This is a genomic window from Pseudomaricurvus alkylphenolicus, assembly GCF_011683955.1.
GTDB lineage: Bacteria > Pseudomonadota > Gammaproteobacteria > Pseudomonadales > Cellvibrionaceae > Pseudomaricurvus > Pseudomaricurvus alkylphenolicus.
In genome coordinates, this window is the sequence record NZ_JAAQPI010000001.1 from 175,218 (window position 1) to 198,975 (window position 23,758).

The 23,758-nt window shown below is 53.0% G+C and carries 16 protein-coding genes; 8 read left to right on the forward strand and 8 right to left on the reverse strand.

The features are described 5' to 3' along the window. Positions 1-52: 52 nt before the first annotated feature. The 6 genes from HBA55_RS00740 (at position 53) to HBA55_RS00765 (ending at position 11,132) form a co-directional block, all read left to right on the forward strand. On the forward strand, positions 53-784 hold the full coding sequence (locus HBA55_RS00740; RefSeq protein WP_166985471.1) for a tRNA (adenine(22)-N(1))-methyltransferase: 732 nt from the start codon (positions 53-55) through the stop codon (positions 782-784). Between the two features lie 225 nt (positions 785-1,009). After that, positions 1,010-6,643 (forward strand): alpha-2-macroglobulin family protein, encoded by a 5,634-nt coding sequence (locus HBA55_RS00745; protein WP_166985474.1) that lies wholly within the window; start codon positions 1,010-1,012, stop codon positions 6,641-6,643. Between the two features lie 11 nt (positions 6,644-6,654). Further along, positions 6,655-9,006, forward strand: a complete 2,352-nt coding sequence (pbpC, locus tag HBA55_RS00750) for a penicillin-binding protein 1C (RefSeq protein ID WP_166985477.1) — start codon at positions 6,655-6,657, stop codon at positions 9,004-9,006. 98 nt (positions 9,007-9,104) lie between these two features. After that, positions 9,105-9,677, forward strand: a complete 573-nt coding sequence (locus HBA55_RS00755) for a Crp/Fnr family transcriptional regulator (protein WP_166985480.1) — start codon at positions 9,105-9,107, stop codon at positions 9,675-9,677. Positions 9,678-9,787: 110 nt separating this feature from the next. Beyond that, positions 9,788-10,246: a GNAT family N-acetyltransferase gene (locus HBA55_RS00760; protein ID WP_166985483.1), complete on the forward strand. Its 459-nt coding sequence runs from the start codon at positions 9,788-9,790 to the stop codon at positions 10,244-10,246. Positions 10,247-10,250: 4 nt separating this feature from the next. Further along, positions 10,251-11,132, forward strand: a complete 882-nt coding sequence (locus HBA55_RS00765) for a DMT family transporter (RefSeq protein WP_166985486.1) — start codon at positions 10,251-10,253, stop codon at positions 11,130-11,132. Between the two features lie 13 nt (positions 11,133-11,145). On the opposite strand, the gene HBA55_RS00770 is transcribed toward HBA55_RS00765, so the two are convergent. Next, positions 11,146-12,045 (reverse strand): DMT family transporter, encoded by a 900-nt coding sequence (locus HBA55_RS00770; protein WP_166985489.1) that lies wholly within the window; start codon positions 12,043-12,045, stop codon positions 11,146-11,148. 54 nt (positions 12,046-12,099) lie between these two features. After that, positions 12,100-13,281 carry a cytochrome P450 gene (locus HBA55_RS00775; RefSeq protein WP_166985492.1) on the reverse strand — a complete coding sequence of 394 codons (1,182 nt, stop codon included), beginning with the start codon at positions 13,279-13,281 and terminating at the stop codon, positions 12,100-12,102. A gap of 82 nt (positions 13,282-13,363) precedes the next feature. On the opposite strand from HBA55_RS00775, the gene HBA55_RS00780 reads away from it, so the two are divergent. Next, positions 13,364-14,161, forward strand: coding sequence for a response regulator transcription factor (locus HBA55_RS00780; RefSeq protein WP_166985495.1), 798 nt, complete (start codon positions 13,364-13,366; stop codon positions 14,159-14,161). Here HBA55_RS00780 and HBA55_RS00785 read toward each other — a convergent pair. From HBA55_RS00785 to HBA55_RS00810, 6 genes are all read right to left on the reverse strand, one after another. Next, positions 14,144-16,045, reverse strand: a complete 1,902-nt coding sequence (locus HBA55_RS00785) for an FAD-dependent oxidoreductase (protein ID WP_166985498.1) — start codon at positions 16,043-16,045, stop codon at positions 14,144-14,146. The two genes, HBA55_RS00780 and HBA55_RS00785, sit on opposite strands and share 18 nt — an antisense overlap. 5 nt (positions 16,046-16,050) lie before the next feature. After that, positions 16,051-16,506, reverse strand: coding sequence for a cupin domain-containing protein (locus HBA55_RS00790; RefSeq protein ID WP_166985502.1), 456 nt, complete (start codon positions 16,504-16,506; stop codon positions 16,051-16,053). Between the two features lie 486 nt (positions 16,507-16,992). Beyond that, positions 16,993-17,619, reverse strand: coding sequence for a TetR/AcrR family transcriptional regulator (locus HBA55_RS00795; protein ID WP_166985505.1), 627 nt, complete (start codon positions 17,617-17,619; stop codon positions 16,993-16,995). Between the two features lie 98 nt (positions 17,620-17,717). Next, positions 17,718-18,941, reverse strand: a complete 1,224-nt coding sequence (locus HBA55_RS00800) for a serine hydrolase domain-containing protein (protein ID WP_166985508.1) — start codon at positions 18,939-18,941, stop codon at positions 17,718-17,720. 148 nt (positions 18,942-19,089) lie between these two features. Next, complete coding sequence (locus tag HBA55_RS00805; RefSeq protein WP_166985511.1) at positions 19,090-21,447, reverse strand: TonB-dependent receptor; 2,358 nt, start codon at positions 21,445-21,447, stop codon at positions 19,090-19,092. Between the two features lie 409 nt (positions 21,448-21,856). Beyond that, positions 21,857-22,237: a hypothetical protein gene (locus HBA55_RS00810; RefSeq protein WP_166985514.1), complete on the reverse strand. Its 381-nt coding sequence runs from the start codon at positions 22,235-22,237 to the stop codon at positions 21,857-21,859. A gap of 65 nt (positions 22,238-22,302) precedes the next feature. Between HBA55_RS00810 and HBA55_RS00815 the strand changes: the two genes are divergently transcribed. Beyond that, the gene (locus tag HBA55_RS00815; RefSeq protein WP_166985517.1) at positions 22,303-23,742 is read left to right on the forward strand and encodes an amidase; all 1,440 of its coding nucleotides are present in this window, start codon (positions 22,303-22,305) and stop codon (positions 23,740-23,742) included. Positions 23,743-23,758: the final 16 nt, after the last annotated feature.

Here is a 23,758-nt window from a genome sequence, read left to right on the forward strand (position 1 = left end):
CGGCAGATACTGGTACAATACCCGGCTTTCCCATTTGCTCACAGCTCCATCAATGACGACAGCCAACACCTCCTCCGATATCTGCAGTACCCCACCCAGCCTGGGTGCTCGCCTCAACGCCATCGCTGACCTGGTAGCATCTGCACCTGAGCCCTATTCCCACATCTGGGACTGCTGTTGTGACCACGGCTACCTGGGTATTCACCTGATTCGTCAGCAACTGTGCGGCAAAGTCATATTTGTTGACCAGGTGCCACATTTGATCGAGGAGCTGAAGCCAAGGCTGTGCGAATTTGCCAGTGAGCACTATGACGCTATTGCCGGCGATGCCGGGCAGTTGCGCATCGACAGCCAACACCGAAACCTGGTTATCATTGCCGGGGTCGGTGGCGAGTGCATGGTAGACATACTGAGTAGGCTCGAAGTCAACAACTCGCTGGCCCAGCTGGATTTTATATTCTGCCCTACCACTTCCCAATATGATCTGCGTGAGTATTTGGCTAATCGAGAGTTCGGGTTACTGTACGAATCCCTGGTGACTGAAAAAGGGCGGGATTACGAATTGATTTATGCACAGGGTAGCTGCCGGTCGTCATCGCAACCCCAGGTTTCCCTCACCGGACAACTTTGGGATCGGAAAAACGCGCTTCATAGTCGCCACCTTAAAAAGTTGATCACCCACTATCAACGCTGCACCCGGGGCGAAAAAGCTCCGCGGGCACAAGTGATTTTGGACGAATACCTGGCGTGCTGGAAGCGGATGAGTGACATTTCTTCCACCTGAATCGTAACAAACAGCAAGCTATTAAGTCCTATATGAGACGGGCAAATCCCCTCGCAGCTTTCAGTCCATTCAGCCTACACGCAGGTAAAACATTAATCCCGTCTTACCTATGTCATTCCTCAGGTCAATTGTGACGAATTATGATTTTGGCGCTTTATCCTGGCGTGTGTGATTCTGCCTGATACAATCAAGGCAACCTCAATCAGCACGGCAAAGGAACTGACGATGAGTGCCATTAGAGTCCTGTTTTCTGTATTCCTGGTCTTGTGGATGGTCAGCTGCGGCGAGTCCGCGGATGCTCCTGCGAGCAAACATCCGGCGGTTACTCATGCTGAATCTCAGGCAACCCCGATCTCCTCCGGCTGGGCGCCTCACCTTGAATTCTCCCCCGAGGGTTGGGTGTCGGCCCACGATGATCTCCTCATCGGTTTTACCCATCCAGTCACCGCCGGCGAGGTGAATTTAAACCAGCCGGTTTTGGGAATCGTTGCCATAGAACCGAGAGTAAACGCGCAGGTTGTCTTTGACTCTGAAAAAACGCTACGCATCCGTTTTGAGCAACCACTGGACCGCGATGTGGAATATGCGTTGACGCTGTTCCCGAACAAGCTCCAGGGCATTAAGAATTCGCTGTACCCCCACCAGTTTAAAATCAAGGCCTATCAACAGGATTTCAGTGTACAGATTGATGGGCTGGCGATAGATCCCAAAACCCATGGTCACACCATCAACGGCAAAGTCACACTCAATGACCGGGATCGGATCCAAGCCTTGGAGAAAATCCTGGACGCCGAGCAGGAAGGCTTGGAATTGGCCATCACCTGGAATCACCTCAGCGAGGTCGAACATGAATTTACAGTGTCCGGTATCGAACGACGTGCTGACGCATCCACAGCGACTTTGCGCTGGGATGGTTCTGCCATTGGAGTTGACCGCTCCGGTGAATCAACGCTTCCCATTCCCGCACTGAATCGTTTCGAAGTATTGGGCGTCAACTCTCGAAAGCAAAAAGACAGATACATCGCCATTCAGTTTTCGGAGCCCCTGGATCGTGGTCAGTCGTTTATGGGACTGGTCAGAATCGATGGTCAGGCGCCCGCCAGCATGCGCGTCGATGGTAATGTTCTGAGGGCATACCCCTCGCGCCCACTGAGCGGTGATATCTCCATCGAAGTCCTTGAGGGCATACGCAGTACCCGTAATGCCAGATTGCTCGAACCTGTGATCAGAACCTTGACTCTGCTTGAAGAACAGCCGGGTGTACGCTTTAAGGACAGTACGCATATTCTGCCGAGCCATTCACGGGTGACCATCCCGATTGAAGCGGTAAATGTCGATTCCGTACAGATTACCGCCTATCAGCTAAAAGCCGCTAACCTGGGTCAGTTTCTTCAGTCCCGTAATCTCTCGGCGCGTTATTCCGATTCGTCGACCACTGCGGCACTTTGGCGAAAAACCTTACAGCTGCCGGAGATCCCCAGGGATCAGTGGACGCAATTTGATCTGGATGTCAGTGACTACTTGAAGGATTTTGGCAATGATCTGCTGGCGTTTGAAGTCAAAATTGACAAGAGCCACAGCATTCTGGAGTGCGAGACTCCGCGCCCTCAGCCCGAGGATGCCCTACCCCCAGGCAACCCCTGGCCATTTCAGGAGACGCGAAACAACCCCAGCTGGGTTCAACGATACTATCACTCCCAGGGGCGATACCAGTGGACTGACCGGGAAAACCCCTGCAAGGACTACTATTACCAACACTACAATAACCCCATCAAGGACTTTCGCTATTTTCATGCCTCCGACATCGGGTTGATTGCCAAAATGGCGGTAGACAAATCAATGCTGGTGGTAGCCACCGACATCAATAGCGCACAGCCCCTGCGTGATGTTGAAGTGGTTGCCTACAATCGCCAACATCAGCCCGTCGCGAGAGGCAAGACGGACCCACAGGGAATGTTGAAGTTCTCGCCGGTCAGTGCCCCGCTTTATCTGCTGGCCTCGCAAAATGAAGACGTGGGCTTTTTACGCCTGCCTCGAAATGAGTCTCTGTCCACTAACGTTTTTGATACCGGCGGTGAACAAGCAGGCAGTGGCATCAAAGGTTTTTTCTACGGCGAGCGCGGTGTATGGCGTCCTGGGGATGAGATATTCCTGACATTTATTGCTCACGACCGGACCGGGCAGCTGCCGGAGAACTACCCGCTGACTCTCGATTTTTTTGACCCGCGCGGCAACAAATTTGACAGTATCACTCATACCCAGCCAATGAATGGCTTTTACAGCTTCCGGCTAAGAACGGATGAAGATTCCCCCACCGGTAGCTGGCGTGCGGTCATCCGCTACGGCGGTGACTATTTCAGCAAAGTGGTTCCAGTCGAAACCATCAAACCCAATCGCCTTAAAATCGAGTTGACGTTCCCCTCGGACAAACTGTCCGCCGGCGATGGTCCCTCCATCGAAGCGGGGCTTTTTTCCCAGTGGCTTAATGGTGCAACGGCTGCTGGCCTAAAAGCGGATATTGATATGAATGTCCGGGCAGTAAAAACCACCGTCGCCGGCTACGACCAATATGTGTTTGACGACCCGACCAGAGAACTGCAGTCGCGCCAACAGAAGGTGTTTCAGGGTAACCTTGACGAAAACGGCAAAGCCAGCTTCTCCCTTGCCCCATCTATTAATAACGCGCCGGGAAACGTTAAGCTCCAGTTTACAACACGGGTCTTTGAGAAGAGCGGCAACTTCAGTATTCAGTACGCCAGTGTTGCCTACCAACCCTACTCACGTCTGGTTGGTCTGCATATTCCTCAAGGTCGCGGCTGGAATCGGTCTATCTCAAGGGACGAACAGCATCAGATCAATATGATGCTGGTGGATGCGGAGGGCAATCCCATTGCCAACAGCGAACTGGATTTTCAACTTTATCGCATTGGCTGGCGCTGGTGGTGGGACAGTTCCAGTGACAGCATTGCCTCCTACATCAGTCGCAACCACGCCGATCCGTTGGTGGAGGCCAATTTGAAAACGGATGAGGCTGGCCGCAGCCATTGGACGCTTGAGGGGCAGGACTATCCCTGGGGCCGCTATTTAATGAGAGTCTGTGACCGCCAGGGAGACCACTGCTCTGGCAAGGTGGTGTATCTCGGCTGGAGTTACCAGCAGCAGAAAAACCCCTCGGGCGAAACCCAACTGATGTTGACCACTGACAAGAAACGCTATGCGGTTGGAGACACAGCGACACTGACGATCCCCCAGATCGTTGCCGGCAGCGACAAAGGCAAAATACTACTGACACTGGAATCCGGGACGCGGATTCTCAGCCAACAGTGGATTGAAAAAGATATCGAGGAGGGTCAATATTCCATTCCAGTAACAGCAGACATGGCCCCCAACGTTTACGCCCATGTTACTTATGTTCAGGCCTTTGCAGATAAGAATAACGACAGCCCGGTGAGACTCTACGGCATCACTCCTATATTGGTGGATAACCCGGACGGTCGTCTTGCACCGCAGCTGACACTGCCGGAGAAGGTCAAACCGCAATCAGAATTGAAGATCGTGGTAGCGGAATCCCGAAGCAAAGCCATGACTTACACTCTGGCCGTGGTGGACGAGGGGCTGTTGAGCATTACCAACTACAAAACACCTGACCCCTATGACACCCTCTACCGACGTGAAGCCCTCGGCGTACTGACCTGGGATATGTACGATCTGCTGTCAAATTCGTCTGTCTTCAATACGGAGCGACTGTTAACCATTGGCGGAAGCGATGCCGAAGACGATACAGATGCACTGCGAAAGAAGCGTCGATTTCCACCGGTTGTAGAATTTCTCGGGCCATTTTATTTGCCGGCCGGAGAACAGGCCAGGCATGTTGTCAAGCTGCCGGAGTATATGGGCAGTGTGCGGGTGATGTTGGTGGCTGGGGATATCTCTGAAGGAGTGGCTGCTTTTGGTAAAACGGATGGGACGGTGAAAGTCACGCAACCTCTGACCCTGTTGGCGACGGTGCCACGTGTCCTCGGACCCGAAGAGAGCTTGAAATTGCCGGTCAATGTGTTTGTGACCGACCCCGACATCAAGGAAGTTGCGCTGTCTGTGGACACCGACTCATTGATCAGCGCAACGCAAGCCGAGAAAAGCCTCAGCTTTACCCGCCCCGGCGATCAGATCATCAGTTTCGATTTATCTGCCGCCGCCAGCGTGGGTACTGGCAGCCTGTTGGTAAAGGCGAAATCCGGAGAGCACGAAACCAGTCACGAGGTATCCATTCCTGTAAGATCCCCCAACTTGCCACAGACCGTTAGCGAGCGAACTGCTATCAAGGCTGGCGAAAGTCAGACATTGAGCCTGCTGCCTAACGGCATGCCCAACACCAATTACAGCTATGTTGAATTCAGTCGTGTGCCTTCGATCAATCTGGAGCACCGACTGAACTCGCTGATCGGTTATCCTCACGGCTGTCTTGAACAGACGACCTCCAAATTGTTTCCGCAGATTTTTCTCAACCGGTTGTTGCCCCTGACGGATCAACAACAGACGGATATCGAATTTAATATCAAGGAGGGGTTGCGCAAGTTCACCGGTTACCAGAGTGCCGGCGGCGAATTCAGCTATTGGCCGGGTGGCCACTACTCCAATCACTGGGCCAACACCTATGTAGGGCATTTTCTGCTCGAAGCTCGCAATGTCGGCTATCCGGTGCCCGCCTCGGTGATCGAACGCTGGTTGAAGACCCAGAAACGCTTTGCCCGTAAAGTCGGAAACCGTGACGGCTACGAATCCACCGATGCCTATCTGCTCTACAGCCTGACGCTGGCGGACGCCGCCGATTTTAATGCGATGAATCGTCTAAAAGAAAAGCTGGCCACCCTGCCTGCGACCAGCGCCAATCATCGTCTTGCCCGATGGTTGTTAGCGGCTGCCTATGCGCGAGCAGGTGTGCTGGAGGCCTCGGAGGAATTGTTGAGCCAAGCCGATAATCAACCACTCGACTACGACTGGGCCGGCTATACCTATGGTTCAAAACTGCGAGACACTGCACTGCTCGCGATAACTTATAAGCATATGGACAAACCGAAGAAAGCCTGGGATATGGCACAGCAGGTGGCTATGCAGCTGTCAAAGCCACAGTACCTTTCCACTCAATCCCAGGCCTGGGCGCTGATTGCGCTGTCGAACTACTTTGACAGTGATACCAAACAACAGGCGCATCCCTTCAGTTGGAAAATCAATAATCAGGCCGAAGAGAAGACTGAGCTGATTTCTCCCATGCTGCGCAGGATCATCGACAGCGACGAAAATATTCACAGCGACACACCCATCAAACTGGAGGTCAAAAACGAAGGGGAAAAACCCATCTACGTGTTGCTGGGCAACCGCGGCACCCCGGCGAATGCCGAAGAAAAGGCCAGCAGCCAGGGTGTGAGACTCTCCGTTTCTTTTGTGGATATGCAAGGCCTGCCACTTGATATCGGTGCATTACGGCAGGGGACAGACTTTAAGGCCCGAGTTAGCGTCAGTGCCGCAAATCCCCATTCCCGCCTGGAAAATCTGGCGTTATCAGTGATTACACCGAGTGGTTGGGAAATCGGGAATGATCGCATGGCTGGAATTGAACCCGCTAAGGAACTGGAATATCAGGACATCCGTGACGACCGGGTGTTAAGTTATTTTACGCTGGGTAATTACTATTGGTGGCAGCGTCAATACCGTCGAGAGATCACGGTAGACATCACATTGAATGCCACCTACGCCGGGCGCTTTTATCTGCCGGGCTGGCGGGTGGAGTCCATGTACGACGGTGGTATCCGAGCCACTACCGCCGGTCGATGGGTACAAGTACTGTCATCAATACCCTAAAGGTCAAACCTGTGAAATCCACCCTGCACAAAGCCGGAATCGTCGTAGGTATAGTCATGGCATTAGCCTTGGTCGGCGCCGCCGTTCTGATTGTCAGGCCATTGCCCACCACATTGCACTCGGCCTCTTACAGCAAGGTGCTCTATTCCAAAGAGGGAGTGTTACTGGCGGCAACCATCGCCGAAGATGAACAGTGGCGATTTCCACCCGTTAGGGAATTGCCCGACAAGTACGTGCAGGCGCTGTTGACCTATGAAGATAAACGGTTTTATGTTCACCCCGGCCTCGACCCTTTGGCATTGGCCAGGGCCGTTGTCGCCAACCTGAAGGCAGGTCGAGTAGTCTCAGGCGGCAGCACGCTGACCATGCAACTTGCACGCATGCTCAGCGGCAACCGCGCAAGAACCTACACGCAAAAGGTGCGCGAAGTGGCCCTGGCGCTACAACTGGAATGGCACTACAGCAAAGAAGAATTACTGCTGCTCTACGCCACCCACGCTCCCTATGGCGGCAACCAGGTGGGATTGCCTGCAGCCACCTGGCGCTACTACGGACGCGATATGTCCTCCATGACCTGGGCCGAGGCCGCGCTGTTTGCCCTGCTGCCCAATCGTCCGTCCAGTCTTAACCCGGGGAAAAATCGCGATACTTTGCGCCACAAACGCAATCGACTGCTGGACAAGCTGCATCTGCAGGGTCATCTGGACTCGCTCGACCTGAAGCTGGCCAAACTGGAACCACTGCCGGAAGCACCCCGGCGTTTACCTGATCGTGCCCGGCATTTACTGTCCACGCTGATGACGCAGCATCCCGACAAACATCAATTCCGCTCCACCATTGATGCCGGTCTGCAGCAGCAAGCCAATGACCTTGCCCACCACCACAGTGAGCGCCTTGGCAAGACCGGAGTGAATAATCTGTCCATTCTGATGATCGACAATCGCCATCATCAGGTCCTGGCCTATGTCGGCAATAAAACCTACAGACGCAATCCACTCTACTCCCCTGCCCTGGATATCGTTCAACGCCCGCGCTCGTCGGGCAGCGTGTTTAAGCCTTTTCTGTTTTCTATGATGTTGCAACAGGGTCAATTGCTGCCAGACTCACTGGTGTTGGATGTTCCCAGCTTTTACGATGGTTACAGCCCGGAAAACTACGACCGCGGCTATCGAGGCGCAGTAACCGCCAGGCAGGCGCTGATTGAGTCACTCAATGTGCCGGCGGTGCGGCTATTACAGCAGTATGGGGTCAGTGTATTCAAACAGGACCTGGAGACTCTGGGAATAACGACGCTGTTCCGTCCGGCGGATGAGTACGGTTTGTCCCTGATTTTGGGAGGTGCGGAAACCACGCTTTGGGATATTACCAATGCCTATGCCGGGCTTGCTGCCAGCGCCGATGGTCGGGTTGATTCCTTCAGGCAGGCATCCCTGTTGATTGGTGAGACATTGGTTGACGGGAGCACTGCAACCCTGGAATTCCCGGTTCGACAAGGCGCCGCCTGGCAAACCTTGATGGCCTTAACCGACGTAAAACGGCCCGGCGTTCAGGCCGCCTGGCAGGACTTTGACAGCAGTCGCAAGCTGGCCTGGAAAACCGGCACCAGTTACGGTTGGCACGACGCCTGGGCTATCGGCAGCAATGGCCGCTACACCATAGGCGTATGGGCAGGTAATGCCAACGGCGAGGAAGCTATGGAATTGACCGGCAGCAAGGCCGCAGCCCCGATCATGCTCGACCTGTTTCGACTGCTGCCCGATGTCGACTGGCCACAGAAACCCCATCACGCCTTGCAGGAAATTACCGTCTGTACAGCTGACGGCCACCTGCCAGCCGGCGGTTGTCCAACCACACAAGTCCATGCACCCAGTGAAGCCGTCTATACCCGGATCTCTCCCTATCATCAACGCATTCACTTGGATCCCGACATGTATTGGCGCGTACATGGAGCGTGCCAACCGGTCTCCGCCATTAAGACAGTCTCTCGCTTTGTACTGCCGCCGGTGGCAGAATTCCATTACCGCAGGATACATCCCGGTCATCAGCTCCTGCCCCCATGGCGGCAGGACTGCCACGAAAAACTCCCGCTGATTGCTCAGGATCTGCCAATGCAACTGGAATACCCGGCGGAAGGCGCCCGTATAAAAATACCCGTGGAAATCAACGGTGAACTGGGGCGCACCATCTTTAAGGCCCAACACCGGCTCAGCAATGCAGCCCTGTTCTGGCATCTGGATAACGAGTACCTGGGAAGCACACGCCACATACACGAAAAGGCCATCGCGGTTAATCCCGGTTGGCATCAACTCTCGTTAGTGGACGAACAGGGTTACCGGCTGGAACGGTGGTTTAGGGTTATGTGATGGCAGGCGGTTACATTGTAAATCCACAGTAGTCAGGTGGCATGGGTTGCCTATATTATCTGTACAATGTGAATCAACCAGGTCAAGCTGACTTAAATATGTCTGAGCTGTTTGAAATCCTGAGCCATACCCTACAAGCCCCTGTGGATGGCTTTGATCAGTTCGAGGCAGCCGCTCGATTGATCAAAGTACCGGCGCAGCAGGAATTGATCCCTGCCCATCAGATCCCCACCCACTTGTATGTCGTCAAAACCGGATTGGCTCGTGCTGTATTTTTCACCCAAGCAGGCAAGGAATACAGTAAGGAATTCTTTTGGGAGAACGACCTCATATTCGCTATGCGCCACTTGATCACGGGACAACCCATACCCTATAAAATCGTCACAGTCGAAACCTGCCAACTGTATCAGATTCCCGTTGCCGTTTATCGCAAATTGGTAGACAGCAAGCCGCAGTGGAAGGACTATCACTTGAAGCAACTGGAAATCCATCTACTGGCTAAAGAAATCAAGGAAGAACTGCTGCTGTTAAACTCTAACGAACAAAAGGTGGAGAGAGCCTATCAGCTTTTTCCCGACTTTGTGACCCGGGTTCCAGCGACTCTGCTCGCCTCCTATCTCGGTTTGACCCCCGTCAGTTTGAGCCGGATAAAAAAGCGCCTCGGGCTCTGATCGGACGCCTGACCATTAACAATTGTTATTGCAACGATTCGACATCGCCGTAGAATAACCGCTCTCATTATTCCGTCAGCAATCGCCTTAAACTATAATGGAATTCTACTATGCAGTGGTACATCAAGCCCTTCAATGAACTCAGCGTCGACGAGCTCTACAGCATTCTGCGGCTCAGGGCTGATATTTTTGTTGTTGAGCAGGACTGCGTCTATGCGGATCTGGACGGAAAGGACACAGTTCCCGGCGCCTTGCATCTGTTCGGCATGCAAGACCAGGAAGTGGTTTGCTGTCTGCGCATACTGCCGCCCGGTTGCAGTTACCCGGACATGCCCTCCCTCGGCAGAGTCGCCGCTGCCCCGTCGGTCAGGGGCCAGGGTATCGGCCACCAAATGCTGGCAAGAGCCGTCAACACATTGGATCAGTTGTGGCCGGATAAGGTGTGTCACATCTCTGCGCAATCCTATTTACAGAATTACTACCAGTCGCAGGGCTTTGTCGTGGTGACCGACGAATATCTGGAGGATGACCTGCCCCATGTTGGCATGGAGAGGACGCCTCAGGCTTGATCTGATGACAAAAACGGGCGTAATTCTACTGGCTTTTTCTGCCTTGATCATTGGCAACCTGTTCGCGACCTTTGTGGATGTTTTTGTCAAACTCTATGCCGACAATGTCAGCATCTTTCAATACCTGTTTTTACGTCAAATCGCTGTAGTGCTGTTTTTACTGCCCTTTTGGTCCCGCCTTTCCTCAAGGGAGCGCGCCCCGGGAAAGCTGAAGATACACTTGTTCAGAGCCCTGATGACCTGTATCGGCGCGCCCTGTGCCGTTGTCGCACTGCTTTATTTATCACTGGCAACCGCCAATGTTATTTTCTACGCAGCACCCATGCTAACCCTCGTACTTGCGCTCTTGTTTTTCGGGGAACCCATTAAAATCCACCGCATCCTGGTAGCGACCCTCGGCTTGACCGGTGTTATTGTCGCGCTTCGGCCTCAGGACATTGGTTTGGCCTCCTTGCTGGCGTTTGTCACAGCCTTCGCTATCGCGGCCTACAATTTGTCAGTCAAGTGGCTGCCGAAGGGTACCCGCACCATCAATACGATATTTTGGGCAAATGCACTGGCCCTCCCCGTGATGGCGGGGTTTGCCGCCGCCAATTGGAAACCCGTGAATGTTGACCTGGCGATTTTGTGTATTGGAACCAGCCTTTGTCTGATTGCCTATCAAGGGTGTTGTATTTTCGCTTTTCGGCTGGCCGACGCCAGCGCCATTTCGGTTGCGGAATATTCCGGATTGGTCTTCGCCGCCCTTTTGGGGTGGTGGATGTTCGGCGAACAACTGGATCAATGGACCCTTCTCGGCATCTCATTCATCATTCTGCCGATTCTGTGGCAGAGTTGGCATGAACACCAACGGGAAAAAGCACGGCTTGCCCGGCTAGTGTATTAGTAAAGAGAACGGCTTATCGAAAACGCTTTCTAAGCAGAGGCGCTCCTCGATAAAACAGCACCCCGGAAAAGATCAAAGCACATCCTAGCATTTGATTGACAGTCATACGTTCACCCAACCACCAGGCACTCAGCATCACCGTCATCACCGGTTCCGCCAAAAAAATCATGGCCGCGTGAGTCGGGTTGATATCTTGCAGTGCGCTGGTCTGCAGATAGAACCGCAGGCTGGTCGCCAAGAGTGCACTGGCCAGCAATAGCAGCCATGCGTTGGACGAAATCTCTGCCAATCCCACTTGAGTATTTTTCCCGGTAAACAACAATGCCGTCAAACCGGCCAATACAGCCGGCATGGCCAACTGCAAAGATGCCAGCGCCAACGCCGGTATATTCTGAACATAATGATTGGATAAATTCAGGTGTAGAGCAAAGGCCAGACTCGAGCCAAGGAACAACAATTGCGAAGTGCCCAGACTGAATGCCTGGCCCGGAACCATATTGTCTTTCGCCAGGTAATACAGCCCCGCCAGAGCCGGGACTAATGACGCCACCAGACTGACTGTGATCTTCTCACCAAAAAACAGCCACCCGATCAGGGGCACACAGATAACCGCCAGGCTGGCAATAAAAGCGCCCTCACCGACATTATCGGTCAACTGCAGAGCCACTACCCACATCAGCAGGCCCCCGCCCATGGTGGCGCCGGTGGCCAGGCAGCGAAATATCTGGTTAAGGCTCAAGCTGCGCAATTCGGCTGTGCAAAACAGAGTCAGGGCCAATGAGGCTAGCGCAAAGCGGATAGCGATAAAGGTATGAGCTTCAAATTCCTGCAGCGCCAACTTGGAGAGAATCCACCCCGCTGCCGCAATTGCTGCGACCACCAGCAATAATATCTCTGAACGTCTGTCTGTCATGATACCTCTGACTTAGGGGGTAAACCGGCACCCTTATCGAGCGGCGGTAGAATACTACAGATTCCACTTTACTGGCAGTGACAATGGGCCTCGAAACACCCAACCACCAAACCGAGCCGCTTTTTCAGGGTTAAGGCGCAGACCGGGCAGTCGCGCGATCAGACTTGGAACGGAAAGCTGCCCCACTTGCATACGGGCTGTACGAAATCCCAGACACAGATGCGGACCGGTGCCAAAGGCAAGATGAGTACACCGTTTGCGGTTGATATCAAACCGATCACCGTGATCCCAGTATTTCTCGTCATGGCAGGCCGAAGCTACCACTAGCCCCAATTGGTCATTCCGCTTAAGTGCAACCCCCTCCAGTTCCATGTCCTTGGCCACCCTTCTCGGGTACATACCAATAGGTGCACAATAACGTATCGCTTCCTCAAAAACCTTACCCCACATTGGCTCCGAAGGTTGCTCCCGCACCAGGGATAATTGCTCCGGATTGGACAATAATCCGTACAGGGCCGTACAGGTGGCATCCCTGGGTTCATTAATGCCCCCACCAATGATGACCTTGACATTGGCGCGAATCTGCTCAAGCGAGAGCGTCTCGCTATTGGCCATTTGCGAAATAAACGTTGGGTCGGGAGTCGCTCGCTTGATCTCGATCATCTGATCCAACGCCTTGTCGATCAGGCTCGAGACCTGTTGCTGTCGGGCCCAGATTTGCGGATCGTCGCCGTAGTTGCCGACAGCATCCATCAGCGTCTGAGACCAATCACAAAGATCCTGCCAATTCACATTGGTGAGCCCCAGGATTTCCATCAAACAGAGCGATGCCATAGGTGCAGCAAAGTCAGTGAACAGATCCGCCTCACATTTGTCCCGAAAGCCGTCAATGAGTTCGTCGACTATGCGCTCAAATCGTGGCATCCAATAGCCCTGGATGGTGTCACTGTTGACTGATTTTTGCAGAACCGCGCGCTCCAGACGGTGATCTTCCCCGTCTTTTCGCATCATGGAATGCCCCATAGCCCTGATTTGCAGTGATTGGGGGTTGAAGGCCGGAAAGAACTCCGGGTGCGTATCGATATACTTGATCGTGTCGAAGCGGGTCACCAGAATGATGTTGGCCGCGGGCACCCAGGCTATGGGGGCCTGTTTTCGCAAACGTGCGTAAATGGGATAGGGGTTTTCACTCAGCTCTGCTAAGGTAATATCGTTTATTGTCGGAACCGTGGTCACCGTAACACTCCAATTGCGTTATTGGGTATCCCAGTCTAGTCAGTCGGTGCTTATTTGTATGTCCTCTGGAGAAGGTACATCCATGTTAAAAGCTATTTCGTTGAAACATACTGTCAGCAGACTGCATACACTGGTGGAACACTGCGGCAGAGCTGAGTTTCCTTCTGTGTTGATGCAGTTCCTGGCTCAGTCACTCGATGTGGACCACCTCTCCCTGTTCTTCTTCGATGAACAACTGATCCCGCACTTAGTGGCTGCGGAGAGCACTGGCCCGGTCAATCTTGCAAAGCAGGCTGGGAAGCAGTACGAATCCAGGGGTGCCTATCGCTACGACCCTAACACACTACAGGTGAGGACTCTGACCTCACAAGACGAGCAACCGGCGCTAACGCGGCTGCGTGTCGAAGATATCGACTGCCGTGAATATCGCGAGGACATCTTTGAACGGCACTTACTGCAGGATCGAATTTCCCTAATAGACCATTTTGCAGGGCGTTGGTTTGTGATCAACCTGTACCGAAGTACCGACTCTGGAGACTTCTCGCCCGAGCATATCAAACAACTTGAATTGCTGGCCAAGCTGCTATCTTCTCTGCTGGAGAAAAACTATACCCTGTTGCCCCCGGAGCAATTGAGTTCCACTACCCGACCGACGGCAGCGCGAATGGAGGCAGTCATCGCTCGCTTGAATATACCCCTCAGCAATCGTGAGCGGGAGGTATGCGCCAGAGCACTATTGGGAATGACCAACACAGGCATTGGGTTGGAGCTTGGTATTCAGGCAGCGACGGTTGCCACCTTGAGAAAGCGCGCCTACGCCAAGTTCGGTATCTCCAGCCTTAACGAACTCTTTGCCCTGTGTCTAAGTCATTCGCCCTAACTGCTCCGATACTGCACGGTGCGCCGCATCAATGGCGCCATTAACATAGGCATAGGCAGAAGCATCGGAATTGGCGATAGAGATCCGCCCTATTTGCGCCCGCCCCTGTATGTGAGGGCCATTGTCTGGCCCCCAATTTACCGGATCTGAATAGTCGTTATATTCGTAAGCATAGCCGTGAGGCCAGCGGTTAACGGTAATACCCGCAACGTCACGCTCAACATCGAAACCGGCTCGGCCCAACGCTCCATCCAATTGATTCAGCAGAGACTGTTCAAACTCCGCGAACGTCAGTTGATAGAGTTTGTGACGTCCCAGCCTGTGTTGTTCTCTTGCGCTCAACCCCTGATCCGGAACGGTCGGTGCATAGGTGGCATGCACAAGAATGGGCTCATCCGGGTTCTTCGCAAATTCATAGCCGCCCATACTGACCGGATAGTCCAATGACATCGTTTGGTGAAGATCTGCCTTGGGAATGGTGAGGTGATCCATACCGAGTTCGGCAAATGACCGCCAATTTCGCAACGCGATGTTTGTGTACACCAAAGGCACTTTGGTGGCATAGGCAATGGCTTCACGCTGTGTTGTCGGCAGCTCAGGGCAGATATGAGGAATAATATTGTTGTAGCAAGCCATCACCACGTGTTTCGCACGAACCCGATGGACCTGACCACCCGTGACGTAGGTGACATCAACCTTGGACTCGTCCGTTGTATGCCGGACATCAACCGCAGTGCTGTTAAGCCGGATTCGAGTCGGCGACGAAGCCTGATCCAACAGGCCATAGTCCGCCCTGGCAGTGACCAGGTCTTCCATGGTGTTGCCAGGTACGGCTTGCGGAATCAACTGCCTGATCAAAGCTCGGGTAATGCCCGCATTGCCATCGGGAAAATGGAAAATATAAGGTTCGTCGTCTTCCGCCTGATACTCGGATTCAATCAGCTCTGCAAAGGGTTCCATGCCCGGCATGGACATCCTTGCAGCCTCCAGTGTGGAGAGCGCATCCCAGCCGACGCCCCAAAACCCTACAGAGCGATCGCGCAGCAAATCAGCAGTTTCTTTCGAGAAACGCAGATGCTGTTGCAAATAGTCGATATACGAAAGGCTCCGCAGCTTGTTTCTTTTTTCCGATGGTGACAGATTCTTGAAAGGATCCTTAGGCGCTGTCAGTAAACCAATCAGCTCTTCCTGCGCCTTCTGGCTGATTGGAAATTTTCGTATCGTAGCGGAATGGTCCGCATTGGGCTCGTCAGAATAATCCCTGAAAGGATCGGCTATCAGTCGATCCTGACTAAATTTGCGCTTGTCGAAATAGAGGGCACCATCCAGCTTCCAACGGCTGTAAAAATCATCGTCGAAATATTTGTAAAAACGTTGAGTATCGATGGCAAGGGACTTGAGCAGCGCGCTGGCTTCTTTCGAGTAGCTGGCGGGGCCGTCAATTGACTGGCTTCCGCCGTAGCCAATAATGGTTTTCCCCCCGACATTGAATTCGTTGCGTTTGGCATGACCGCCAAAGTCGTCGTGGTTTTCCAGCACCAGCACTCGGGCAGTCTGACTCTGCTCCTGCTGATAGTAATAGGCAGCCGCTAAACCCGATATACCTCCGCCAACCACCACCAGGTCATACAGCTCATCGGTTTGGTGTTTTGGGCGACGCCATTTTTTCCCCTGCCAGGCAACAGAATGGGCCACTTCGAAGGCTCCCGCATGATTGCCTCTTAGTCCGGTCAGGGACGGAGGGTAATAGGGGCCAGCAGTCTGCGCAACGGTTCTGTCGGCCAACAACTCCATTGGCGATAAGGTCGCTCCGGCCGCGATCCCAAGCGCGCAACCATTAATAAAATCGCGCCGACTGATGTTCAGTGAGGAATTTTTGGACATCCTGCTTACTCCAAATCACCCTTACCAGAGTAAATCACGTAAATCTTGGTATAGCCGTCTGATTCCCAAAGCCCCTTCCACTCTTTGGGAATGGTTACAGCTTCACCGGCATTGATCACTTGAATCGATCCATCTTCTGATGTCAGCTTGACGCTGCCTTTCAGAAAGTACATAAACTCATCGACGCCATAGCCACCGTCCTTGATCTCAAAGCGACCTGGCCCTGCCTGATACATGCCGGAGACGAATTTCTTGTCGCTTGATAACAGGCTGGTAACGTCCAATATGGCTGAATCCCCGCGCTGCTCCCTGGTCATGCCTGGTCGCTTGAAGATATCACCGGATATTTCGTCACGGGTTATTTTGTCGGGTTTTACCACCTCCGCGATGGCCAGTGTGGCTCCAAAGAAGGAGGAAAACAGGGTCACCAACAGAAGACTCCAATTTCTATAGAGAAACATAACAGAACTTCCCTCCACCCCAATTAACCGAATAATTATTCAATAATATAGACAGAGAAAGCGTAGCGCAAGGAATATATAGGTACGGGCTATCAGAGGAAAATGGTCTATTTAGACCTCGCCTGAGCGACGGGAATGTGCCGAGGAGCTGCCGTTCGAAACGACAGGATTTTCTTCCCGCGTAGGTCGGATTAGCTCCGCTTCGCGGAGCGTAATCCGACGGTTCCGCAAGTGTTGTTCGTTGGCTGTGGCCCGATTTTAAACACCCTGGGATGTTGCTGTAACAGGCGGTTTATAGGCGGCCGCCGCTAATTTAAACCTTCGGCGGAACGTCGGATTACGAAGCGCAAAGCGCTTCTAATCCGACCTACATCCGTGCGGCCGTTGCGGACATCATCGAAGGCCCACGGTGCCCTGAACCAGGATTATGAACTTCCGCTTATGGCACTTTTCTACAGAAACTTGTGGAGCATCTCTGGATGATGGTCAATTATCGATGTAGTGCCGTTCCATCAAACCGACGAGCATTGAGACAAGATCCTGCTGGGTACGATTCGCCATTCGAGGCCCCTGCTCAATCATCAGGGCCAAGCCAAAATGCCCCTGGTTTAGCCATAATTCACTGATTCTTCGACGCTCCGCACGTGACTTGCCGACGCCAAGCCGGTTTAGGATTCGCATCTGCAGCTTAATCACGAACTCATCGTGACGATCACCCAATTCACGCAGCTCCGGTACTTCGACGAGAATCCGCAATAGCAGTGTTAATGCACCATGTGAGCGATAAATAGGTGCTATGCGCTGAAAAAAATCGTGAACGAAGTCGTGAACCGACATCTCTTCGACCGGCCACTTCTCGATTTCTTCAAGTGCCTGTCGGTTTTGATCCAGCCACTCGGCCACCATTGAATAAAGAATGGACTGTTTGTTCGGAAAGTAGCGATAAATTGACCCCACAGAAATACCGAGCTTTTCGCTGATATACGCCGTATTCAGCCTGTCCAGCCCTTCCGACTTCATGATCTCTATACTCGTCGCCAGAATCTGCTGGCGACGTTTCTGGGCCCTTTCCTGTTGGGGCTGCTTCCGTTCCTGTGTGGTGGACGCGTTCATTCTGCGGTCGATTTACTGGCCATTAGGCTCGCTACTATAGTTGAATTGCGCTGACAGGGGAAACTCCTTTAATTTCAGGGCAGCTTTTGTTCGAGGGATTATTCAATAGAGTGCTCGATAGCGGCAAACAGGGCAAAGGTTTCCGCATCCCGTTGGGGATTCTCCGGCTCCGGCCAGGCACTGGTAATAACGACTACGAGCTCAGACGCCGGATTAACATAGACATATTGTCCGTAAACCCCAAGAGCAGAATAGGGGTGGGATTCACCACCGGGGAAGGTCCACCACTGATATTGATAGCCGAGAGGAAAGCCCTCATAGAGCTGGCCCGGCTGCAAGTGATCGGCATCGGCGGTTGTCGCTTCGTCAACCCAGGCTTCAGACAGAACGCGCTTGCCGGAAAATTTACCCTTATTGAGCATTACCAAACCGAAACGTGCGTAGTCGCGCAAGGATATGCTTAAGCTGCCGGCTCCAAACTCCTTACCTTCCTTATCCACCCACCAATAAGCGTCTTTTTCCATGCCGATTTGTGACCATATCTTTTCGGACAGGTAGCTGGAGGCACTCTTTCCGGTGGCGGCAATCACCAACTCGCTCAACACGGAACTTTCGCCACTCGAATAATTGAAGACACTCCCTGGTTGATGCACCCCCTCCAAACTGCTCATCACTTCGCTAAAACTCGCGGTTCGATCAATGATCGCGCCATTAAACAAACGGGAAAACTCAGAGACCTTACCGCTGACATCGTAGGCCTCATCGAACTTAACCCCCGATGACATTTGCAGTGCCTGCTTGACCGTCACGTCCTTGTATCCCGAATGGCTGTAGTGAGGGAGGTATTTGGTCAGCTTATCATCAATGGAGTCGATATAGCCGTCCTCAATGGCGAGCCCAACCAGGGTGCTGACGATCGACTTGCCAACGGAGAATGAGGTAAACAGCGAGTTTTCGTCAGCACCAAGAAAATACTCCTCGTGCAGGATCGCCTCCCCTTTCGCCACCAGGATTCCTGTTGTGAGATTTCGATGAGCAAAATCACTCAACGAAAAGTTTTCACCATTATATTGATAAGTGAACTCTAGACGCTTGTCACTCCGGGAGAATTCACTGATCCAGTCTCCCTTTTCAATTCGGCTCGACGGAAACACCTCGTGAGCATGACGGAAACATTCGGGACGAACATCGTCGCTCAGCGACATGAACTGCTTGCCCGAGCAATGCTGAAAGGCTTGTACTTGTTCCGTTGATTGAATCGTGCCGCAGGATGCCGTCAGTATACTGGCAAAAGCAGCCGTGGCTGTCAGTAGTTTTTTCATTAATTGCGTCCGCTTATCTCTGTATTCTCTGTAGCAGCCCGCTCCGAGGGCGACCGGTCGCGGTACCCGATAACGCGGGGCAGGCTCTCAGAGCCCGCGGCTACGGAGGTTAAAATGATGTGTCATTCGTTTAAGGAAATGAGTGTTCTCAGAATCGGTAATCCAGCTCCACAGACCAACTGCGCGGCAGACCGGGTACATCGTTGAAGCTTCCCAGGTCGTCGGTCGACGAACTCACCACATAGTCCTCGTTGGCAAGATTGCGACCAACCAATGACACACTCCAGCGCTCTTCCTCGGTGCCAATCGACACCCTCGCGTTAATCAGGTCGTAACCATCGTGGGGATTCAAACCACGATCCAGCACCCCGGCGTAGGAGCCGGATGGATTCACATCTGAGCGATAACTGTAATTTAATTGCGCCCCCAGAAGCAGGTTATCAGCAATACTGCGCTCGTATCGGGTTTGGAAGGTATAACTCCATTCAGGAGCTGTCGCACGCTGTAAACCTTCCACGCTAGCGGGGGTACCGTCTTGGGACAGGATCACGCTATCCGAGTCGGTAAATTCAGCGTCCAGCCACGCCAGGCTGGCGGCGAAACTCAATCCCTCGACAGACTCGGGTATCCACTGAGCCTCCAGTTCAACGCCAGTGTGCTCCGCATCTCCCAGGTTACCCAGTTTGGTCAGAATGGTACCCAGGGTTTCGTCAAAACCGGTGACGAAACCTTGTACATCCCGATAATCATAAAAATAGGCACTGCCATTGATGCGCAGACGACGATCCAGCCAGTCAGTTTTGAACCCCACTTCATAGGCCAAAACCACTTCTTCGCGATAGGGCTGAAGGTCCTGTGGCGTAATGGCGAAGCCCCCATAAAAACCACCGGATTTAAAACCTCTCGTGGCTTTGGCGTAAATGAGAGAATTGTTGGTGGGAGTCCAATCGATACCGATATGACCCGACCAGTTTTTTTCCAGTTCGTAGTCGGCACTGGTTCCCTGATGGAGGAAATAACCATTGGATCTGGCATTCAGAAACCCACCATCCAACTCTTTATCTTCCTTGGTGTAACGCAGTGATCCGTTGACAGTCACCGTATCACTCAACTCGTAATCAGCCTGCCCATAGACAGCCCAGGATTCGCCTTCCTGTGAAAAGCCGCGGCTGGATTGAAAACTGGAAAACGGAAATCGAGGATCGCAAACAGTCCCCGATTCATCACAGGAGAACGCGGCTTGAAACAACACATTATCGTCGTGGTGGGCAATTCGAAATTCATCGTTCTGCTCCCCGGCGATAACCACACCAGCTATCCAGTGAAGAACACCATCCGAGGTCGATGTAAAACGAAACTCCTGCGACCAGGACTGGATTTCCGCGTCTCCATTCTCGGTTAAAAAGACTCGCTCGGTCGCATCAAAGTCATACACGAAACGATTGTCGTATTGCAGGTATCCGGTAATGGAAGTCAGCGTTACCTTTTCCCAATCCCAATCGATTCGAGCAGTAATACCCATCCACGAGTTGTCCAGTTCATTAACAGGGTTGGAAAGTGTGCTGGAGCCATCGTCGTTCTGCTCCGCCGGGTTTAGTCCACCAGGACCACCGATAATGGAGTCAGTCAGGGATGCAAAAGTGGCACAGCTGGCTTGATCGCGCCGACCACTTTGTACAGCACCACAGAAGCCGCCAGTATTCAGATCATAAGCACCAACCGCCTGACCCAATGTCGTTTCAGAATTGTCCTCACCAGCGTTTACTTTCAACCAGATCTTCAGCTCATCACTGGGCTGAATCAGCAACTGGGCTTTCAGTGCGGAGAAATCCCGGTCCCCGTACTCATCATCGCCGGGTGTGGCCAGGCTATCCTGCCATCCCCCTGCCTGCTCTGTCTTAGCCGCAATGCGATAAGCCACTGTGTCTGAAATGGGCGCACCGAACGCTCCCTCCAGATGGTAACGGCCCCAACGTCCGTATGAGGCGGTCAGATAACCATCTGACTCATCCAACGAAGGCTGGGTAGACAATACTCGTACCGCGCCACCTGTCGTATTGCGGCCATACACGCCGCCCTGTGGGCCTTTGAGGACTTCCACCCGTTCAGTGTCAAACAGGCCAATTCCACCCATCACATTGGAGATCAGGTAAAACTCATCGTCGTAGATTGCTGCCGTGGGTGTATTGTTTGAGTTGAAATCCGCCAGCCCCACACCTCGAATAACCCAGGTAGGCTGACCGGACCCACGATCGTCAAACAGCTCCACACCCGAAACATAGTCGGTCAGATCCTGAAGACTTGAAGCTCCGGTATTACGGAGTTCTTCTGCGGAAAAAGCGGATATTGCAATGGGCACATCCTGAATACTCTCTGCTCTCTTTTGCGCAGTAACCACCACCTCCTCGATCTGGAGAGTATCTAAACCCCAGGCTAATGGTGAACTGCCGACGCAGATCATCACCGCCGTATACAGGAGCGATTGGGGAAATCTTGAAGTCTTCATAACAGGGCTCTTCCTCGTGGGTATTTATATTTATTAAATATCACAAACTTCAATATATACCCTACCCTCATGCAGAACAAAGTCAACAACTTAAAATATAAAATATTATAAGTAACTGTTTTTATTTACTTTTTATTTATTTAAAAGTGAAGGAATCATCATTTTAAACTTTTAAATAAGTGAGAATATATTCACTTATCTACATTAACCCGAAAACCGTGGCCGCCTGCAACCTAACTCTTAGACACAAGACAAAGGGGCGCCCTCAGTCAAAAATGGCCGAAACAAAGGAATGATTTAATGCTGCGAAAGAATCCGCTTTGGCCTGCGAGTCAGGCGACCCACTGCCGGGAAAACCAAAGCGGCGATGCTTATTGAATGGAAATAACCTTACCCTGTCTTTAGCAGATTACCCCTCTTCCTCTTCAGACAAGTCGGGCTCAGGCACCTCCAGGTCATTGCGGGTCCACCAGTAGGTAAACCCCTGACCAGTCAGCCACTGAGCGGCACCGTCAAGATTTGACCACTCACGGCACTCCCCCCTGGCGCTGTTCAAGCGCAGAGGTACGCCATCTATATAGACCAATATCGCCCAGGCGTAGGGGCGCTTGCTCTGGTCGCCAAATCCACCTCCGAGTTTATTGCGATAAATACGATAGACCACCGCATAGTCCCCCAGTCGCCCCTGGCTGCGCACCAGGGGAAGTTCTGCCTGAGTGACCGTTCCGGCGATGCCCAAAAAGGTCTCAAGGCTCAAATTGTCATACATCATGGTCCATGGTGTTGTCATTTGCTCAAAATAGGCATACATTATGGTCCAAGGTGTAGGGCGCCACAAGTGGATGAGATAGCTAGATGAGTATGATTGCCTGTACAGCCGTAGAGCTGCTCCAAGCACTGCGCGAGAAGCGCATTTCGGCAGCAGAGCTGCTTGAAGAAACCATTCAACACTCAGAACGTGTGTCTGAAGCCTTCAACCCCTTTGCCGTCAAACTCTATGACAGAGCCCGAGAGGCAGCACGGGAAGCAGACGCGCAATTGGCTCAGGGGCTGGGCGGTCCGCTCTGTGGCTTGCCCATTACCATCAAAGATTCCCAGTGGTTGGCCGGATTACCCTGCGCCAACGGCTCGCACACATTGACCGATTTTATTCCGGATGAAACCTCCGAGTCGGTCAGCAGATTAGAACAGGCTGGAGCGGTGATCTTCGCCAAGACCACCTGCCCCGAGTTCAGCCTGCAGGGCATCACCGAATCGTCCCTTTATGGATTGACCTCTAACCCATGGAACGCTGAGCGCACCTGCGGTGGCTCCTCTGGCGGTGCCGGTGCGGCGGTGGCGGCCGGTGCGGGGACCTTGTCTCTCGGAGGTGACGGCGGCGGTTCCATCCGCATTCCGGCGGCGTTTTGCGGCATCGTCGGATTTAAGCCATCATTCAAAGCTGTACCCCGCCAGCCCTGCTTCCCCTCCTGGAGCACCTTGGTTTCCTACGGTCCTATGGCTCGCAGCGTTGCCGATGCCCGGCTGATGTATTCCGTGCTGGCGGCTAACAATGAGGAATTCCCGTATCTGGATGACCTTCAGGCTCACAATTCAGGGCCAATGCCGCTGCAGGGTCAGCGCATTATTGTCTCGGAAGACCTGGGTTTTGCTCCTTTGGACGACGATGCCCGGCGCATGTTTCGTGACCTGTTAATCCGCCTGGAAGCGGCCGGTGCGCATCTGATCCACGATCAACCCAACCTGCCCTCTTCTGTTATCGCCTGGGCAACGTCCGCCCACTACGATTCCTGGAGTTTCCAGCAGCAGAAACCCGCTCCACTGGAGGGGCTTGATCCAAACACTCTGGAGATGATGAGTTTTGGCGCAGAACTGAGTGCGGAGGAATTCGCAGCAGCCGAGGCGCATCGCGCCACTATTGACGCCGCCTATGGTCAGATGTTTGAACGCAATGGAACCCACTTCTTCTTGACCCCCACCTTGGGTTTTGAGGCATTCAAGCACGGCCAACGCCATCCCGATACCATTGGCGGTCAGTCAATTGAGTTCCCGTGGCTGGACTGGGCCAGCTTTCTCTATGATGCCAATCTGACCGGTATGCCCGCCTGTGCGCTGCCCTTGGGATTGGGAGATGATGATCTGCCCCTGTCCCTGCAGATCTCCGGCCCCAGAGGAACCGATGCCGCGATACTTAATCTTGCCGAAAGCCTGGAACACATTATCGATTGGGACAACTCGCCGGTGGGTATTGCCACAAGTACTGATGCTATTATCACCGAGGCGGCCCTGACCTGACGGGTCGCTGGCGGAC

Coding starts and splice junctions, on each gene's coding strand:
- HBA55_RS00740 (WP_166985471.1), top strand. CDS start 53: ATGACGACAGCCAACACCTCCTCCGATATCTGCAGTACCCCACCCAGC.
- HBA55_RS00745 (WP_166985474.1), top strand. CDS start 1,010: ATGAGTGCCATTAGAGTCCTGTTTTCTGTATTCCTGGTCTTGTGGATG.
- HBA55_RS00755 (WP_166985480.1), top strand. CDS start 9,105: ATGTCTGAGCTGTTTGAAATCCTGAGCCATACCCTACAAGCCCCTGTG.
- HBA55_RS00760 (WP_166985483.1), top strand. CDS start 9,788: ATGCAGTGGTACATCAAGCCCTTCAATGAACTCAGCGTCGACGAGCTC.
- HBA55_RS00765 (WP_166985486.1), top strand. CDS start 10,251: ATGACAAAAACGGGCGTAATTCTACTGGCTTTTTCTGCCTTGATCATT.
- HBA55_RS00770 (WP_166985489.1), bottom strand. CDS start 12,045: ATGACAGACAGACGTTCAGAGATATTATTGCTGGTGGTCGCAGCAATT.
- HBA55_RS00780 (WP_166985495.1), top strand. CDS start 13,364: ATGTTAAAAGCTATTTCGTTGAAACATACTGTCAGCAGACTGCATACA.
- HBA55_RS00785 (WP_166985498.1), bottom strand. CDS start 16,045: ATGTCCAAAAATTCCTCACTGAACATCAGTCGGCGCGATTTTATTAAT.
- HBA55_RS00790 (WP_166985502.1), bottom strand. CDS start 16,506: ATGTTTCTCTATAGAAATTGGAGTCTTCTGTTGGTGACCCTGTTTTCC.
- HBA55_RS00795 (WP_166985505.1), bottom strand. CDS start 17,619: ATGAACGCGTCCACCACACAGGAACGGAAGCAGCCCCAACAGGAAAGG.
- HBA55_RS00800 (WP_166985508.1), bottom strand. CDS start 18,941: ATGAAAAAACTACTGACAGCCACGGCTGCTTTTGCCAGTATACTGACG.
- HBA55_RS00805 (WP_166985511.1), bottom strand. CDS start 21,447: ATGAAGACTTCAAGATTTCCCCAATCGCTCCTGTATACGGCGGTGATG.
- HBA55_RS00810 (WP_166985514.1), bottom strand. CDS start 22,237: ATGACAACACCATGGACCATGATGTATGACAATTTGAGCCTTGAGACC.
- HBA55_RS00815 (WP_166985517.1), top strand. CDS start 22,303: ATGAGTATGATTGCCTGTACAGCCGTAGAGCTGCTCCAAGCACTGCGC.